15 protein-coding genes are annotated in these 16,369 nt (G+C 42.3%); 12 read left to right on the top strand and 3 right to left on the bottom strand.

What is annotated here, in order from left to right:
* Positions 1 to 404 precede the first annotated feature (404 nt).
* From JWR61_RS19855 to JWR61_RS19845, 3 genes are read left to right on the top strand one after another with little or no spacing between them, the layout of a single operon-like run.
* Positions 405 to 842, top strand: coding sequence for a cytochrome c (locus tag JWR61_RS19855; RefSeq protein ID WP_301929465.1), 438 nt, complete (start codon positions 405 to 407; stop codon positions 840 to 842).
* 18 nt (positions 843 to 860) lie between these two features.
* The gene (locus JWR61_RS19850) at positions 861 to 1,985 is read left to right on the top strand and encodes a hypothetical protein (protein ID WP_301929464.1); all 1,125 of its coding nucleotides are present in this window, start codon (positions 861 to 863) and stop codon (positions 1,983 to 1,985) included.
* Positions 1,986 to 2,002: 17 nt separating this feature from the next.
* Positions 2,003 to 2,275 carry a cytochrome c gene (locus JWR61_RS19845; RefSeq protein WP_290339266.1) on the top strand — a complete coding sequence of 91 codons (273 nt, stop codon included), beginning with the start codon at positions 2,003 to 2,005 and terminating at the stop codon, positions 2,273 to 2,275.
* 146 nt (positions 2,276 to 2,421) lie between these two features.
* On the opposite strand, the gene JWR61_RS19840 is transcribed toward JWR61_RS19845, so the two are convergent.
* Complete coding sequence (locus tag JWR61_RS19840) at positions 2,422 to 2,928, bottom strand: hypothetical protein (protein WP_301929463.1); 507 nt, start codon at positions 2,926 to 2,928, stop codon at positions 2,422 to 2,424.
* A 504-nt stretch (positions 2,929 to 3,432) separates the two neighbouring features.
* Between JWR61_RS19840 and JWR61_RS19835 the strand changes: the two genes are divergently transcribed.
* From JWR61_RS19835 to JWR61_RS19795, 9 genes are all read left to right on the top strand, one after another.
* On the top strand, positions 3,433 to 4,218 hold the full coding sequence (locus JWR61_RS19835; protein WP_301929462.1) for a nucleotidyltransferase domain-containing protein: 786 nt from the start codon (positions 3,433 to 3,435) through the stop codon (positions 4,216 to 4,218).
* A gap of 216 nt (positions 4,219 to 4,434) precedes the next feature.
* Entirely contained in the window at positions 4,435 to 4,785 is a 351-nt protein-coding gene (locus JWR61_RS19830) for a DUF2200 domain-containing protein (protein WP_301929461.1), read from the top strand.
* Between the two features lie 139 nt (positions 4,786 to 4,924).
* Positions 4,925 to 5,545: an HAD family hydrolase gene (locus JWR61_RS19825; RefSeq protein WP_301929460.1), complete on the top strand. Its 621-nt coding sequence runs from the start codon at positions 4,925 to 4,927 to the stop codon at positions 5,543 to 5,545.
* Between the two features lie 73 nt (positions 5,546 to 5,618).
* Positions 5,619 to 6,221: a DUF4240 domain-containing protein gene (locus tag JWR61_RS19820; RefSeq protein WP_301929459.1), complete on the top strand. Its 603-nt coding sequence runs from the start codon at positions 5,619 to 5,621 to the stop codon at positions 6,219 to 6,221.
* A gap of 78 nt (positions 6,222 to 6,299) precedes the next feature.
* Positions 6,300 to 6,860: an AraC family transcriptional regulator gene (locus JWR61_RS19815; protein ID WP_301929458.1), complete on the top strand. Its 561-nt coding sequence runs from the start codon at positions 6,300 to 6,302 to the stop codon at positions 6,858 to 6,860.
* A 77-nt stretch (positions 6,861 to 6,937) separates the two neighbouring features.
* On the top strand, positions 6,938 to 7,651 hold the full coding sequence (locus JWR61_RS19810) for a heavy-metal-associated domain-containing protein (RefSeq protein ID WP_301929457.1): 714 nt from the start codon (positions 6,938 to 6,940) through the stop codon (positions 7,649 to 7,651).
* Positions 7,652 to 7,678: 27 nt separating this feature from the next.
* Positions 7,679 to 9,064 carry a hypothetical protein gene (locus tag JWR61_RS19805; RefSeq protein ID WP_301929456.1) on the top strand — a complete coding sequence of 462 codons (1,386 nt, stop codon included), beginning with the start codon at positions 7,679 to 7,681 and terminating at the stop codon, positions 9,062 to 9,064.
* Positions 9,065 to 9,298: 234 nt separating this feature from the next.
* On the top strand, positions 9,299 to 10,255 hold the full coding sequence (locus JWR61_RS19800; RefSeq protein WP_301929455.1) for an NAD(P)-dependent oxidoreductase: 957 nt from the start codon (positions 9,299 to 9,301) through the stop codon (positions 10,253 to 10,255).
* Positions 10,256 to 10,434: 179 nt separating this feature from the next.
* Entirely contained in the window at positions 10,435 to 11,052 is a 618-nt protein-coding gene (locus JWR61_RS19795) for a trans-aconitate 2-methyltransferase (RefSeq protein ID WP_301929454.1), read from the top strand.
* 273 nt (positions 11,053 to 11,325) lie between these two features.
* Here JWR61_RS19795 and JWR61_RS19790 read toward each other — a convergent pair whose 3' ends face one another.
* Positions 11,326 to 12,723 carry a SusD/RagB family nutrient-binding outer membrane lipoprotein gene (locus JWR61_RS19790; protein ID WP_301929453.1) on the bottom strand — a complete coding sequence of 466 codons (1,398 nt, stop codon included), beginning with the start codon at positions 12,721 to 12,723 and terminating at the stop codon, positions 11,326 to 11,328.
* A gap of 12 nt (positions 12,724 to 12,735) precedes the next feature.
* Positions 12,736 to 15,774: a SusC/RagA family TonB-linked outer membrane protein gene (locus JWR61_RS19785; RefSeq protein ID WP_301929452.1), complete on the bottom strand. Its 3,039-nt coding sequence runs from the start codon at positions 15,772 to 15,774 to the stop codon at positions 12,736 to 12,738.
* Positions 15,775 to 16,369: the final 595 nt, after the last annotated feature.

Here is a 16,369-nt window from a genome sequence, read left to right as displayed (position 1 = left end):
GGAACGTATTCGTGTGGTATATTTTCTTGGGCGGCTTGGTTTTAGCATTGGCTGATTCTTTCGAATCCTATTGCGTGTCAACAATGCAAATTGCATTGTGCTTGAATGGCATAATGGATCCATCAGCCCGTTGGGCAGCTTCCGTTTTAGCAGAAGGTTTTTACAAATTTCCAACTGATAAATTTATCATTCTGCCTTACAACGCTATGGCATTGCGAAAATTATTTATACTTTGATGGTTTATTTTTTTTCCTTAAATGTCAAGGGTGTTTTGTTAACCAATTGTTATTGCATCAATTGATCCCGCTGAAGGCATCTTAAACATGATACCAATCATTTGTATGCTGTAAAAAAGTCATTGGCAAAGGCTGGTATCAGGAGTAGATTTATAAAAAAATAAATTTATGCTGCCTTACAAATTTAACAAAAGCCGTTTTGCTTTATTACAGCTGCGGTTAACCATCAGTATTTTGTTTTTATTATTTGCCGTTATCTCAAAGGCCCAGGTAAAGGGTGGCAAATGGATCGCTCCAAAATCTGCAGATGCGGTAAAAAATCCGGTTGTGCCAGATGCGGCAACTTTAAAGGAGGCTAAAACAATATACACTACGTATTGTATGCCCTGCCATGGAAGCAAGGGCAAAGGCGATGGTGTTGCCGCTGCAGGTTTAGCGATAAAGCCTGCAGACCATACTTCCACCTTTATACAAAACCAAACGGATGGTGCACTTTTTTGGGAAATGAGTGAGGGGCATAATCCGATGCCATCCTACAAAACTACGCTAACCGAAAAACAGCGCTGGGAATTGATCAGCTACATCAGAACGTTTGTAAAAAAATAAACAACTAAAACAAAATATATGAGACAGATAATTCCGGCTATTGTGCTCCTGCTGTTATCGTGCGTATCAGCTCAGGCTCAGGATTCCGTCAATGTTGCCGTTGCAAAGGCATCTCCCGGTTCAAATAAATTTGCTGTTTATGGTAATGCGGAAGCAAGCTATATTTCCAACAGCGCTGCTAAAGGTTTTGGTGAAATCAACTTTAAACCCATTTTTTTATGGCGTATTTCGCCCAGGCTTTTTATAGAAGCGGAAATGGAAATTGAAACCGGCGGCGGCAGTGCAGACCTTGGCCTTGAATACGCCAATATGTGCTATACCGTAAACCCCTACCTCACTCTGCATGCAGGGAGATTTTTACCAAAATTCGGCGCTTACCGCGGGCGGCTTGCCGAAGGTTTTATAAACCGCTTTTCATCTAATCCCACAGGCTTTGGTGATGGCGGTATTGGTGCCTCCGTTGAAACCGGTGTTGGTGCCCTGGGTGCTTTGCCTTTTGGCGACATTAAAATTTTGTACGATTGCTATGTTGTGAACGGGCCTCATTTATTAACGGATACATTAAATGCCGGGCAGTTTGATTACGAAGCTTATACAGCCAATAATAACAGCCTGGCGGTGGGCGGAAGGATTGCTATTGTTCCATTGGCAGCATCTAATCTTGAGTTGGGGTTTTCTTTTCAGCATAAAGCAAAAACCGGCGACGCGGGTACTGAAAATGAGAACGTAAGCCTGGATATGCAGGCGGTAGATCTTAACTGGTACCAAAATATTAGTGCCCTGCAAAGTACGCTGCGTATTACGGGTGAATTAAGGCACCAGAAAACAGGCGCCAACGCAGCTTACCTGGCCGCCGATGGCGTAACAAAATACTTGTTTGCCAATTCACCCAGGGCCTGGTATTTATCAGGGAGTTTGAGGCCTGCGCTGGTTGACAATACTTTTTTCAGAAACCTGGAATTTGCCTACAGGTACTCCAATTATAAACGACCTGTAAACGCCCCATGGGGCGGAGCCGCTGTAACTTCCAATGAGTTTGCGGTTGATTACTGGCTGCACTGGAACAGTCTTATAAAGCTGGCATATCAGTCTAAAAGCGATGAGCCTAAAACATTCTATGCTTCTGTTGTATTTGGTTTTTAATTCCTAAAAAAAATTGTATGAAAAAAATATTGATAATATTCGCGGTATTCAGCATTGTTATTTTAGCAACCAGTTTATTAACCGGTTGTTATGTATCAGCTAAAGTAGCCAACAAATCGGGCGCACAGTTGTGGGGAGAAAACTGTAACCGTTGCCACAATGCACCGGCCCCGGGTGAATTAAATAACGATAACTGGGATATCGTTGGTACACACATGCAAATAAGGGCTAACCTTACCAAAACTGATGTTGAAAAAATTACTGATTTTCTAAAAAGTGCCAACAACTGATAAAAGCGTTTTAGTCTAACAGGACAACAAACTCCCTGCATATTGCAGCTTATTTATTTCAATCCCTCGATTGCAGCCAATAAAAAAGGTCAATTTTTCGCAAGTGGAAAAATTGACCTTTATATAATGAAAGGTAATCCATGTTGTTAATCCCTGCGATGACCATTGTGCCGCCCGCGCTCGTGCCAATCCCGGCCGTAGCCACGGTTGTAGCCATCGTTGTTAACCCACCTGCGTTCGTATGGACGCTCCCGCTCCTCACGGTATCTTTCGTTGCGCCCATAACTTACAAAACGTTCATTTTCGTAGCCACGATAGCCGCCATATCTCCGGCGGTAATAATCGTTCCGCAGGTAAGGCCTTGGCTGGTTGATCATTATTTTGTTACATCGGTACAAATCATAATTGCAATAACGATCAGGTAAGGAGGCACCGAAAATCCAGTCACCACCCTGAAGGTAAATGAACTGTCTTTGCGGTACATCATAGTAAGCGTCAATATCTGGCATATAATAGTATGCTGCCTGCTCATACCCAACGGGGCACCATGCCGGACGAACGCCAATATTTACATTAATATGAACCTGGGCTGCAGCTTTAAATGCGATACTGCCTGTAATCAGCGCCAGTACCAATAGTAGTTTTTTAGTCATGAGGTTGGTTGTATGCTGCTAAAATCAAAACCAATGCCAACTGCGGCAAACGCTGTGTGTTGGTGTGCTGCTTTCAATGATGTGTTTGCTGCATCAGTCGTCCAATGCAGACTGGATGCTGGTGCAGACGTAAACGCTGCTGCAAATTTTTATTTGTTAAAATAAATTGACGGCTTATCAAAGTAGCCATCCTTCCGGCATATACGCCGGGAGACGACAGCCTTGTGCGAATGGCTTGCTATTTTTTTGACAGCAGAACGACCTGGCATTATTTGAATATCAGTAACAACAACCGGCTGCTGTATACAGCAATTATACGATTGCTGCAATGAAGTAAATACAGCATGATGGTGGTGCATTGCCCGGTTAACAAACAGGATTGCCAATGGTAAAGAAATACTTTTCAATTTCAGTTTTTTTTATTTTACTTGCGTGCAATACCATCCATTGAGTTGTTAGCGCCAACATAAAGTGACATAGCCTTAAATTCAAAGCAGGACGAAGATGCTACAAGTAGATTTTGCAAACAGGGTAAAAGAAATCTTAAAAACAGACAATTCAGTTATTGGTTTAGCCGTTGCAGGTTCGTGGCTTACCGATGAACTTGATGAGTTTTCAGACCTTGACCTCATAGTGGTAACCAAGGAAAAAATTTCAGCCGACAAGAATAAAATGCTTGGATATGCCAGCCAGTTTGGACAGCTTTTAACCGGATTCACAGGGGAACACGTTGGCGAGCCAAGGGTTTTAATTTGCTTATACGATAACCCATTGTTGCACGTTGATATCAAGTTTTTGACACGTGAAGAATTTAAACATAGAATTGAGCAACCAGTAATTTTGCTGGATACAAACAATCAATTACAACAAATTATTGAACAGACAGAATTTCAATTTCCTTACCCGGACGACCAATGGATTGAAGACCGTTTTTGGATTTGGATACACTACGCACTTTTGAAAATCGGACGTGGTGAACTATTAGAAGCATTTGACTTTTTGGGTTTTTTAAGAATGGTGGTATTAGGCCCTTTGCTACACATTAAAAACAACAATTTACCAAGAGGTGTCAGGAAAATAGAAACTCAAATTTCAAACAAAGACCTGGAAGATTTAAAAGCTACAATACCCGGCTATACAAGAGCATCACTTTTGGATAGTTTAGAAAATGCAGTTTCAGTTTACAGGCAACTTAGAACTGAACTTTTTAAAGCACACACTATTTTACAGTTTAAAACTGAAAAAAAAGTAATGGGGTATTTTGAAAAAATAAAACAACTTAAAGAATAGCGTGCTGCCAACATTTGGTATTATTGAATTGAGGCCTTGGCTTTAACCAAAGCAAGCCAGTATTTAGTTCCGGATTAACGGGTAACTTTAAATTGCAATTAGAATATTGAATTTTTAGTTATAAATTCAGCACAGGGTTTTGTGCGGACGAAAGTAATATCCCGGCTGTGTTAAGACCTGAACATTAACCTGGCTTGATTTTTAAACAATGCTACAATGGACAAGAATAGAATATATAAACTTGTTTTTGCCAGTGTCTATCCTTTATACATAAAAAAAGCGGAGGCAAAAGGTCGTACGAAGGATGAGGTTGATGCGGTTATTTTTTGGTTAACAGGTTACAACAAAGAAACATTACAAAAACAAATTGACAGTAGAAATGATTTCGAAACATTTTTTGCCGGAGCTCCTGCGATGAACGAAAATGTTTCAAAAATAACTGGTGTTATTTGCGGATACCGGGTAGAAGACATCGGGGACAAAGTGATTCAAAAGATACGATATCTTGACAAGCTCATCGATGAATTAGCCAAAGGAAAAGCGATGGAAAAGATATTGAGAAGGTAACCAAATTTCTTCTCAGGCATATATATAAACAATCATTGCTCTTCCCGGAATCCATGCCTGATAGCACACTGCTTCATGTTTATGCCACCTGTCCGTATTGCTCATTATCGGTTAATGGCAGCAGGTAAATAATTTAGCCATGACAAAAAAAGCAATCATATTTGATCTTGACAATACCATCTACCCGGTTGCGGCTATAGGTGATCAACTATTCAAGTCACTTTTTAGAACCATTGAGAATGATGGGAATTATCAAGGCACAATGGGCGAAATAAAAGCGGAGATTATGCGAAAGCCATTCCAGGTAGTAGCAAAGATGTATGCCTTCAGCGATGCACTGACAACTACCTGTTTGAAATTGCTAACCGAACTTACTTATGATGACACAATAGCTCCTTTTGATGATTATGCGTTGACTACAAAATTAACCTGTTTGAAATTTTTAGTAACAACCGGATTTAAAAAGTTGCAGCTGAGTAAAATTGATCACCTGAATATTAAAGATCATTTTGAAGAAATAATCATTGTTGATCCGATTGCTTCTTCGCTGACAAAAAAGAATTTTTTTAAGGATATTATGTTGCGGTATAATCTTACCCCCAATGAGGTTTTGGTTATTGGTGATGACCTGCATTCAGAAATAAAAGCAGCAAAAGAATTGGGTATTGCTACCGTTTTGTATGACTATCTTGGGGAAAATGAAAGCCTGCCAGGCGAAAATGTAATTACTAATTATCAGCAGCTGAAAAAATATGTATGAAAGAAGATGAGGTGACGAAATGTGGAACCCTTCATCCTAAACAAGTGGTACATTACAATAAATAAAGTTAGTTATGGGACTATTTGACAAACTTTTTGGCGGAACAAAGAAAGGCTCAAACGTTGAGCTGCCCGAAGACACCAGCTTTACTTCCTCAGATCAATTAATGGATGAAGATCCATTCTGGAAAATTATCCAAACAACAAAAGATAAGTCAGGTAGCGACTATGAACAACAACAGAAAGCGCTGGCGGACGAATTGGGTAAGCTAACCGCCGGAGACATTATGTTGTTTGACAACCGGTTTCGTTATCTCAGGGGCCGGGCAAATACGTGGGAGCTTTGGGGTGCCATTTATATTATCCATGGCGGCTGTAGTGACGACAGTTTTAACGATTTCAGGGAATGGGTAATAGGACAAGGCAAAGCCTTTTATTATAAAACGATTCAAGATCCGGAAAGCCTTGTAGAAGTTAACACAGATAAAATAGAGGAGGTTGACTGGGAAGGTTTGGGCTATGTTGCTTCCACTGTTTTCCAGGAGATGACGGGGCAGGACATCCCCTCTGCATTTGAAGAAAACCAGTACACAACCGGAAAAGAATGGACAGAAGAGAGTGATGATTTGAAGCTTATGTTTCCTGAACTGTACGCAAAATATCCGGACAATTTCTGATGAAATAATGCAGCTATATCACTTAGATATAAAGTATTGCCCTGTTAACTTTCGCGGGTACAACAAGATGAATAAAATATGAAACTCTACATAAAAAACATGGTTTGCAGCCGTTGCAAAATGATGGTGAAGGCGCAATTGGAAACTATGGGACATCGTCCACTATCAGTTGATTTGGGCGAAGTTGAAATTGAAAACGAATTATCAAAAGATCAGTTACTCCAGCTGGATACGGCTTTAAAAGCGGTTGGGTTTAAACTGATAGACAACAAAAAAAGTAAGACTATCGAAAAAATAAAAAATGCCATCGTTGAACTGGTACATCATTCAGACAACGACCTGCACACCAACCTGTCAGCTTTTATCACCTCTAAAATTCACCAGGATTACCATTATTTAAGCAACTTGTTTTCAGAAGTTGAAGGCACTACCATTGAAAAATATTTCATTCATCAACGCATTGAAAAGGCTAAGGAATTACTGGTGTATGATGAAATGACAATTTCTGAAATCGCTGATCAATTGGGCTATAGCAGCGTTGCGTATTTATCTAACCAGTTTAAAAAAATAACCGGCTTTACACCCAGCTATTTTAAATCGCTTAAAGAAAATAAAAGGCAGAATATAGAAGACCTGTAAATGTTATAAATCAAATACAAAATTCCGTAACAGGCAGCCCTGCAGCCCAGACTAACTTTGTGTCAAAATAATCAATTATGACACATACATATGAAGTTACGGGCATGACCTGCGGTCATTGCGAAGCCAATGTAAAAAGCAGTCTGCTGAAGCTGCCCAATATTACGGCCGTTGAAGTTTCAAAAGAAAAGCAAACAGCAGTTATCAGTATGGACCAGCATATTCCACTTGCTGTTCTTCAACAGGCACTTGACAAAAAATATGCAATAGCTGAAACGGAACACAACGAAACTGCGGAACAGACAAAAAGCTGGCTGGCTGCATACAAACCTCTCTTGCTAATTTTTGGCTATATCACAACCGTCGCATTAATTGCAGCTACTGCACAGGGCGGGTTTAATCAAATGCAGGGAATGAATGTTTTTATGGCAGGCTTCTTTCTCACATTTTCATTCTTCAAAATGCTGAACCTGAGCGGCTTTGCCGATAGTTATGCGATGTATGATATTGTAGCAAAAAGAATGAGACTATGGGGTTTTATTTACCCCTTTATTGAGCTGTTGCTGGGTATCGCATATGCCCTGAACTTTCAGCCATTCATCACCAATTCAGGAACACTAATTGTTATGGGAGTAAGTATTATAGGGGTATTGCAAAGCGTATTCAATAAAAGAAAAATACAATGTGCGTGCCTGGGAGCGGTTTTCAATTTACCAATGAGTAGCGTTACCATTATTGAAGACGCACTGATGATAGCAATGAGTGCCGGCTTGCTTGTTTCACTTTTATAAACTGTAATGAAAAACAAACTACGATACATGAAAAAATTAATTGGGTTCACTGTACTATTTTGTTTGATGGTCCTGGCGTCAACTGCGCAGCAACATCCCATGCCCATGAAGGATACTCCGAAGCATACAGCTAAAGATACAATGCCAATGGAAATGGATACAATGATGGAGCAAGACCATACGATGATGGACGATGACATGGATATGGGCAACATGAGCCATGCTTTTTCGCTACACCTCCCCATGAGTCGAAATGGCTCCGGTACAGGGTGGCTGCCGGATGCCTCACCGATGTATGGCAATATGTATCATAAAAAAAAATGGATGCACATGCTGCATTACAACCTTTTTCTCAGGTACAACAACCAGGATTTTTCAAACAAAGGGGTAAGGGGTGGCGATAAAGTGGATGCCCCGAACTGGCTGATGTGGATGGGCCAAAGAAAAGCAGGCAACAACGGGTTGTTGCATTTCAATACTATGCTTTCGCTGGATGCCGTCACGATGGGCGGTGGTGGTTATCCGTTGTTGTTTCAAAGCGGCGAAGCTTATAAAGGCAAGCCCATTGTCGACAGGCAACATCCGCACGACTTATTTTCTGAGCTGTCTGTAAGCTATGCACAGGCGCTTTCAAAAAAAGCCGACGTGTTTATTTACCTGGCTTATCCTGGCGAACCTGCGCTGGGTCCGGTTGCCTTTATGCACCGCCCGTCTGCGTTATACAATCCCGATGCGCCACTTTCTCACCACTGGGCTGATGCCACTCACGTTACGTTCGGCGTAGCAACGCTGGGTGTTCGTTTGGGTAATATTAAACTGGAAGGTTCTTCATTTACCGGGAGGGAGCCGAATGATAAACGTTTTGATTTTGATAAGCCACGTTTTGACAGCTGGAGCGGCAGACTATCGTACAACCCTTCCAAAAACTGGGCTTTGCAGGTATCGCATGGTTTTATAAAAAGCCCGGAAGAGTTGCATGCAAGCGAAGACGTCAACCGTACTACAGCTTCTGCCATTTACAGTTTGCCTTTGCCGGGTAGCGGCTGGTTGAATGCCGTTGCACTTTGGGGGCAAAACAAAATAAAAGGCCACGTTGGTGAAAATGCTTTATTGCTGGAAGCTTCATGGCTCCGCAACAAACTTGCCATTCATGGCAGGTATGAGTATGTTCAAAAATCAGTGGAAGAATTAAATCTCGATGAATCGATCTATGGACACAGTGCTGTTTTTCCTGTAAACGCTTTTAGCCTCGGGTTTAATTACGACCTGCTGAAGATTGGAAAAACCAAAATAGCCGGGGGCAGCCAGTTTACGTTCTACCATGCAGATAACAAGCTGAATAATTTATACGGCAAAAATCCGATGGCTTTTGAAGTGTACCTGCGGTTTTATCCGGCTTTGATGAAGATGTGATTTGTTTTTCACTCCTAAAATAAAAAGCTTTAAAGAATATGATGCTTATAAGATGAGCATGAAATTGTCGCAGAATTTGATGAACTATGTAATTATTAACAGTGATATTTGATATCGGTATTAACTGCCACAAACTCCCGTTGTGATAGTTAAAAAGCACTGCTAAAGCAAATTAAAAACGTATTGGGTGTATGCTTTGTTTTCATCATGGCATCAAAGCAAATTAAGGTAAAAATGAAAGTTGTAGTCATCGGTGGCACCGGCCACATAGGCACTTATTTAGTTCCCCTGTTGGTAGTAGCAGGTCACGAAGTCACTTGTGTCAGCCGGCAAAAAAGTGTGCCCTATAGTTTAAACCCGCTTTGGAAGTTTGTCAGGCATGTTCTAATCGACCGGCCGGAAGCTGAAACAGGCGGAACCTTTGGTACAGCTATTAAAGCGTTGCAGGGCGACGTTGTAATTGACCTGATTTGTTTTACGCAGGCAAGTGCTACAATGCTTACAGAAGCACTGATGGGGGAGGTGCAGCAATTTATACACTGTGGCACAATGTGGGTGCATGGGCACAGCGAACTGGTGCCGGCGAAGGAAACCCAGGAGCAAAAGCCCATAGATGAATATGGTATTAACAAAGCCGAAATAGAATCTTACCTGCTGTCCGTTTGCCGCCGGCAGGGCTTTCCGGTTACAATATTACACCCCGGGCATATCACTGGGCCGGGGTGGCTGCCCATCAATCCTGCCGGGAACCTGGATCCGGAAATATTCGTGAAATTAGCAAGAGGCGAATCAGTTACCTTACCTAACCAGGGGATGGAAACCCTGCACCATGTGCATGCGGATGATGTAGCGCAAGCCTTCCTGCATGCGATAGACTACAGGCAGCGCTGTATCGGCGAATCTTTTCATATTGTTTCTGAGCAGGCAATTACTTTGAGAGGCTTTGCCATTGCGATGGCAAAATGGTTCGGGCAGGAAGCCAACCTTTGTTTTAAACCCTGGGAAGAATGGAAGACGACAGTCAGCCAAAGAGATGCAGAACTTACATGGGACCATATTACCCATAGCCCTAATGGAAGCATTGAAAAGGCAAAACTATTACTTAACTATCAGCCCAGGTATAGTTCTCTGCAGGCGGTCCAGGAAGCTGTGAGCTATTATTTTGCGAAACAGGAGGTAACACTATTGTAACCAGCACGCGGTTAACCATGTATTGTGTTTACGGCATTGCATTTCCACAGGGTACTGGTTGGTGCAATCTTTCTTATCCGGATGTTACCCGCTGTAGTTAACTGCATAAAAAGATATCATGTAACCCAAGTGCAACTTTTGTAACACAGGAAAAGTGTTTTTCTTCAGAACTTTATAATATGGGTAATACAACACAAAATCATTGGGATACCATTTATAAAACTAAAGATGCCGGCCAGGTAAGCTGGACACAAGCCATCCCTGTAACTTCACTGAACTTTATACATTCTTTCGGGTTACCGAAAACTGCCAAAATTATTGACATTGGTGGAGGCGACAGTAAACTTGCCGACTATTTGCTGGACGAAGGTTTTGAAAATATAACGGTGCTCGATATTTCGGCCCAGGCACTTGAAAAAGCAAAAAAAAGGCTGGGAGATAAGGCTAAAAAAATTAACTGGATAGTTAGTGACATCACGGAATTTAAACCCAACACCACTTTTGATGTTTGGCACGACCGGGCGACTTTTCATTTTTTAACAACCGGTGAGCAAATCGCTCAATATATCAACATAGCGAAAAACGCGGTGAATGGCTTTTTAACCATCGGCACTTTCTCCGAAAACGGCCCGGAGAAATGCAGCGGACTGCAAGTAAGGCAATACAATGAAGAGCAATTAGCAGCAGAACTACACAATGGTTTTGACAAGATCCGGTGTATTACAGAAGATCATGTTACCCCGTTTGATACTAAACAAAACTTTTTATTTTGCAGCTTCAAAAGGCATTCCAGTTAAGAGGAGGATGGCGAAGAGTGTTGTCCGGCAGTATTTCCTGACATCAAATTATCGAGTATATTTATTACCAGTTACGACGCGGCCATTGGCGAACAGTTCAGCTATAGCATGACGAAATAGAGCGGCGATTGTTGACTGTATTTTATACAAAGTATCGAATTGCTGACAGCTGTTGCTGTTGTACATTTCTTTTGCTTTCCCAACGCTTTCTATTAAAAAATAAAGAGGCGCTTTGTGTAACAAAGCGCCTCTTTACAGTAGTACTAAAAAATATTAATTATCCCACCAAACAGGCGTGGTAACAGTAGCAGACTGCTGAGGTTGAGGATTGCTGGTAATGGATGTTAAAGGATAAGGAAAACGTACCGGTATGGCAGGGTAATAACTGTGTTGCACCGGGGTTAACAAAGGGAAGCCAGTGCGCCTCCAGTCATTGTAATTTTCAACGGATAAAAAGTTAGCCAGCGATTTTTCTTCCATTATTCTTTGCAATGCATTGCCGGCTGTCAACGTACCTCTTTTTACCAGGTAAGCTGCTACAGCGGGAGAGCTGGCATTGAGTCCCAGCTTGGTCATGTGTGCCTTAATACCCGCCTGGTAAATAGGTTGTGCATCGCTGAATCCGGTTTTGATTAAAGTAGCTTCGGCTTTAAGAAACAGCGCTTCAGTATAAGTTAATATATACACACTGGCTGCCGCACCGGCATAAAAATCATTGATGCGTGAATATGCGTCGGGGTCGGGATTGGCACCAGTACCGATTATCCTTCCATGATACCCGCCACCTGTGGCAGCTTCAGCAGCTATTACCGGCAATCGTGGATCATTGCGTGCAACCAGGGAGTCTATCAATGTGGAAGATAGCACTACACCACCGGCGCCGGATAAGGTGTTCTGGAACCATGGACTTTCATTTCCGGAAGTTCCCGGGTAGGCAAATGATGCTTCATCAGCATTGCTGCCAAACCCGTTTTGCAAAGCGGCCAGCGCAAGGTCTGCCTGCGCAGCAGCGGTATAGCCTGGCGCCTTTGTAAGGTGCATGTAATATCTTGCTTTAAGGGTATAGGCAAACTTTTTCCATTTATCCATATCACCGGCATAAATATAATCATCTGAACCTGGTGCTAATCCTGCTGGTTTACCAAAGTATTCAATTGCCTTATCTAATTGTGCCTGTAGGCCTTTATAGATGTCTTCCTGCTTGTCATAAGTCGGACGGATATTGTCGGAGGCTAACGCCTGCGAATAAGGCACATCACCCCACAGGTCGGTAATAATACCCATGGTATAAGCCGACAATACTTCAGCAATGCCAGCGTATGCGTAATTGCTATTGGTTACTGCTTTGCTGCTTAACAACTGCAGGTTCTTAATGGTAGGGTATAAAAAATACCAGTCTACTCCGTCTGTTGTAATCTTGTACCCATCAATCTGCGGCTGCTCCTGGTTCAATGCCAGCTGTTGTGTCCAGTACGAAGTGGTAGTGGATACGCCGAAAGTTACATTGCCTCCCACAATTTCGGTAGCAATTACTGTTTCCACTGCGGGCAGTGAAATAGATTCCGGAACCTCCGTGGGATTGTTGGGGTTTTTATTTACATCCAGGAATTTTTTACAACCATTCGCGGAAATAAAAAATACAAATAGTATGAGGAAATTAATTTTTTTCATGTTGCTTGTTTTTTAAAATGTAGCTTTTAAACCAAAACTGATTGAACGGGTTGTAGGTACCATATAATTCACCAGGCCCTGGCCGTTACCACCGCCCTGCAGGTTTGCCTCAGGATCAGATCCGTAAAAATGTGGTTTGTATATCCAGAGGTTTCTGCCGGCTACGGTAAATGTTAAAGCACTGAAAGGAAACCTGCCCATTTTGGCGCGGCTCAGCGTATAGGAAATACCCGCATTTCTCAACTTCACATACGTTCCATCTTCAATTACGGCCTCGTCGATAGCGCTTAAATCCCTGAAATAAGTTTGGGCTGAGATCTGCGTTGTATTTTCTTTTCCGTCGCTTTCCCGTACACCGTTTATTAGTCTTGGGCTGCGGTCTTCTGTAGCTTTGGGAGTACCGTAAAACCAGTTGTAATGTTCATCAAAGTTGAAGAGATCGCCACCTTTCTTTACATCAAAAACGAAGTTGAAAGAAAATCCTTTATAAGTAATGGTGTTGGAAAAACCTGCTGTCCAGTTCGGATTGGTGTTGCCTACTGGTCCGTTATTGTCATCCAGTATTGCTCTTCCGTCATCATCCACTAAAATTCTGCCGGCAGCATTCCGCTTATATCTTGAGCCAAAAATAACGCCGTAAGGCTGGTCTTTAAAGGCATAGATACCACCGCCTCCTGAAAAGCCACCAAACTGGTAAGAGTTTAAGCCCGGACCAAGGTCAATCACCTTGTTGCGGATGCGGCTGAAATTGAGGTTTATTTCCCAGGTTACATCTTTTGTTTTAATGGGTATACCGCTAAGTAACAATTCGAATCCTTTGTTTTCAATGGTTGCTACGTTTAAATTGGCATTGGTAAAACCTGTGGCAGGATCAATCTGGATTGGCGCCAGCAGGTCGGAGCTGGTACGTTTAAAATAAGATCCCTCAAAAGACAACCTGTTTTTAAGGAATTTCAGATCAAGGCCAATTTCCATTTCTTTTAATGATTCATTTTTCAGCTTATTGCTTCCCAGGGTTGTATTTAATAAAAACCCTGTCTGGCCATTGTAGGGGAACGTGATATTGGAAACAACGGCTGAAGAGTAAGGCGTTGTTAAAGCATAAGGCCCGATATTATCACTGCCTACCAGTGAATAAGAAGCCCTTATTTTACCAAAACTTAAGAAGGATTTATCATGCATTAATTCACTGAAAATGAAGCCCAGCGCTGCTGAACCGTAAGGGTAGTAAGCTTTATCCTGTGCCAGTGTGGAAGTACCATCATACCGGCCGGTTAAGGCGAGGGTTAGCAGCTTCTCGTACTCCAGGTTGGCCTGCGCATAAAATCCCACTTTACGATACCTGTAAAGGTTGCTGCTGGATGTTTGTTTGGAAGTATTGCTGATGTTATAGAAGCCATCTATGCCTAATCCCAAACCTGTGGCCTGGTCAAACCGATCAGATTTTGAAAACAGGTTGCTTCCCAGCAGAAAAGAGCCATATATTTTTGAAGTCAGTTGCTTATGTATATCGGCAATGAAATCATTGTTAAACTGCTTGAAGTTTTCGTTGCGGTTAATCACGCCGCCATCCGGACTTAAACCGCCTACAATGCCCTTTGCTTCATGATAGTCAGATTGGTCGGTGTACATATCCGCACCCAGTCGTTCGGTTAGTGTAAGCCAGGTGTAGGGAGTATAGGTAAGTGCGGCTACTGGTATAAACCTGTTTACGTTGGATTGAAAACCAGTATTATTAACCAGCCATGTAGGGTTATTTCTTGCAGCACGGTACAAGCGTTGTGTTCCATCAGGATTGGTGCTGGGGAGAGGATCCCATGAAATAGGAGCTCCATATACTGTCCACAATGGATTTCCCAAACCGTTACCTTCGTTTGTGCGGTGGTTGTCGGTATTTACGTAGTTCATTTGAAAAGACAGGTTGAGTTTATCCGCCACCTGGTTGGAAAATTTTCCAAAAATAGCATGCCGGTTTAAACTGGTAGTGGGGATCAGACCATCATCTTTTAAATAAGAATAAGAAAAGAAGTAGCGTGAATTGTTGGCGGCGCCACTTACACTTACCGTATTGTCGTAACTATGGCCGGTTCTGAAAAACTCTTTCGCCTGGTTATGTTTTTTTACCGGTACACCGTTTACTTTTAAGGTATCAATCAACGGTCCCCATGAACCAGAACCAAACTGACCATTGTTGCCATCTACATAAACCCCATTCAGGCCCTGTGCATATTTATCCTGGAAGCCTGGTAAAATGGGATTGTCAATGCTGTACGAACTGGAAAAATTCAGCTGTGCCTTTTTATTAAGCCCGCCATTTTTGGTGGTAATTAAAACAACACCCCTGGCGCCGGAAGAACCGTAAATGGCGCTGGCAGCAGAACCTTTCAGAACAGTAATTGATTCAATAATGTTTGGATCAATGTCTATCGCCCTGTTGGCAGATGAACCCGCTGTGAGCGAGCCCGCAGCCGGTGAACCTGTTTCTGCGTTATCCATGGGCACACCATCAATAACAAATAAGGCCTGGTTTTCGCCAGTTAAAGAAGTTGCGCCGCGGATTACAATACGTGAGGCACTTCCCGGCATACCGGTCGAGTTGGTGATTTGAACTCCTGGAATCTTGCCCGCCAAAGAATTTACCACGTTATCCTGCTTTGCGGCAACGATAGCATCTCCTCTTACTTCCTGCACACTGTAGGTTAAATTTCTTTTTTCTCTTTTGATACCGAGGGCGGTTACTACTAATTCAGACAGGGCCTTGGTGTCCTGTGTCATCTTTATATCCAGATCGCCGGAGCCATCATACTGAACTGTTTGAGGGCTGTGCCCTACTTCGCTGATTTCTATTGCGCTTCCCGGCTTTACAATAATTTCAAACGAGCCGTCAGCACCTGATGTAATGGACTTCTTTTCTCCTTTTACTTTAATTGTGGCACCTGCAATAGGAGTACCGTCTTTCATATCCGTTACTCTGCCCTTGACTGTGTTTTGGGCGAACACGGCAGAAATACTGCACAGAAGTACAGTAAAGACCACTGCAATTTTTCTCATGAGAGTTTGTTTATTTTTTAATAATAATGGTGAATTATAATACCTACTTTGACATCATTTTTTACAATTCGCTGCATGCAAATTTTTTAGAACACCTGGGCTACATTATTTCCAGGGTAGCTATAATGCGGCCGGCTGCGATATCATTCTAAAGCTGGGTAAACATACACAGTATTTACGGCAAAGTTGTACAATAAAGCAAATCTTACCGTAATCATTTTTTTAACCGGTTGTGATAGCGTATGTAAGGTTGGTACGGATAACTTATCAAACTATATTGCAGTTAACACCCGGCTGAATGGCATTGGCCGCAATAAGAATGTTCACGCCCGGGCCGAATATTTATAACTGCAAATGATGCGAAGCAGGTGATATTTGAATTATAATTCCGTGCAGCGATTTTTAAAACCTTGTTCAACCTGGGCATACGGGACCGGTTCTTCAACATTATTTTGTACACGGGCTTGCGAAAATACAGCTGAACAACCTGCAATAATTACCACGCTGCAACAGAAGCCGGTGTTATTAAACCGGCACAGGATGGCACGATTACAGCCGGGGTATCAGAGCAGAGGTTTTTTGACTGACGGGATTT

The organism is Ferruginibacter sp., from assembly GCF_028288465.1.
Lineage (GTDB): Bacteria > Bacteroidota > Bacteroidia > Chitinophagales > Chitinophagaceae > Ferruginibacter.
The sequence above is the reverse complement of the archived record's forward strand: the minus strand, read 5'-3'. Positions and strand labels throughout refer to the sequence as shown.

Coding starts and splice junctions, on each gene's coding strand:
- JWR61_RS19855 (WP_301929465.1), top strand. CDS start 405: ATGCTGCCTTACAAATTTAACAAAAGCCGTTTTGCTTTATTACAGCTG.
- JWR61_RS19850 (WP_301929464.1), top strand. CDS start 861: ATGAGACAGATAATTCCGGCTATTGTGCTCCTGCTGTTATCGTGCGTA.
- JWR61_RS19845 (WP_290339266.1), top strand. CDS start 2,003: ATGAAAAAAATATTGATAATATTCGCGGTATTCAGCATTGTTATTTTA.
- JWR61_RS19840 (WP_301929463.1), bottom strand. CDS start 2,928: ATGACTAAAAAACTACTATTGGTACTGGCGCTGATTACAGGCAGTATC.
- JWR61_RS19835 (WP_301929462.1), top strand. CDS start 3,433: ATGCTACAAGTAGATTTTGCAAACAGGGTAAAAGAAATCTTAAAAACA.
- JWR61_RS19830 (WP_301929461.1), top strand. CDS start 4,435: ATGGACAAGAATAGAATATATAAACTTGTTTTTGCCAGTGTCTATCCT.
- JWR61_RS19825 (WP_301929460.1), top strand. CDS start 4,925: ATGACAAAAAAAGCAATCATATTTGATCTTGACAATACCATCTACCCG.
- JWR61_RS19820 (WP_301929459.1), top strand. CDS start 5,619: ATGGGACTATTTGACAAACTTTTTGGCGGAACAAAGAAAGGCTCAAAC.
- JWR61_RS19815 (WP_301929458.1), top strand. CDS start 6,300: ATGAAACTCTACATAAAAAACATGGTTTGCAGCCGTTGCAAAATGATG.
- JWR61_RS19810 (WP_301929457.1), top strand. CDS start 6,938: ATGACACATACATATGAAGTTACGGGCATGACCTGCGGTCATTGCGAA.
- JWR61_RS19805 (WP_301929456.1), top strand. CDS start 7,679: ATGAAAAAATTAATTGGGTTCACTGTACTATTTTGTTTGATGGTCCTG.
- JWR61_RS19800 (WP_301929455.1), top strand. CDS start 9,299: ATGAAAGTTGTAGTCATCGGTGGCACCGGCCACATAGGCACTTATTTA.
- JWR61_RS19795 (WP_301929454.1), top strand. CDS start 10,435: ATGGGTAATACAACACAAAATCATTGGGATACCATTTATAAAACTAAA.
- JWR61_RS19790 (WP_301929453.1), bottom strand. CDS start 12,723: ATGAAAAAAATTAATTTCCTCATACTATTTGTATTTTTTATTTCCGCG.
- JWR61_RS19785 (WP_301929452.1), bottom strand. CDS start 15,774: ATGAGAAAAATTGCAGTGGTCTTTACTGTACTTCTGTGCAGTATTTCT.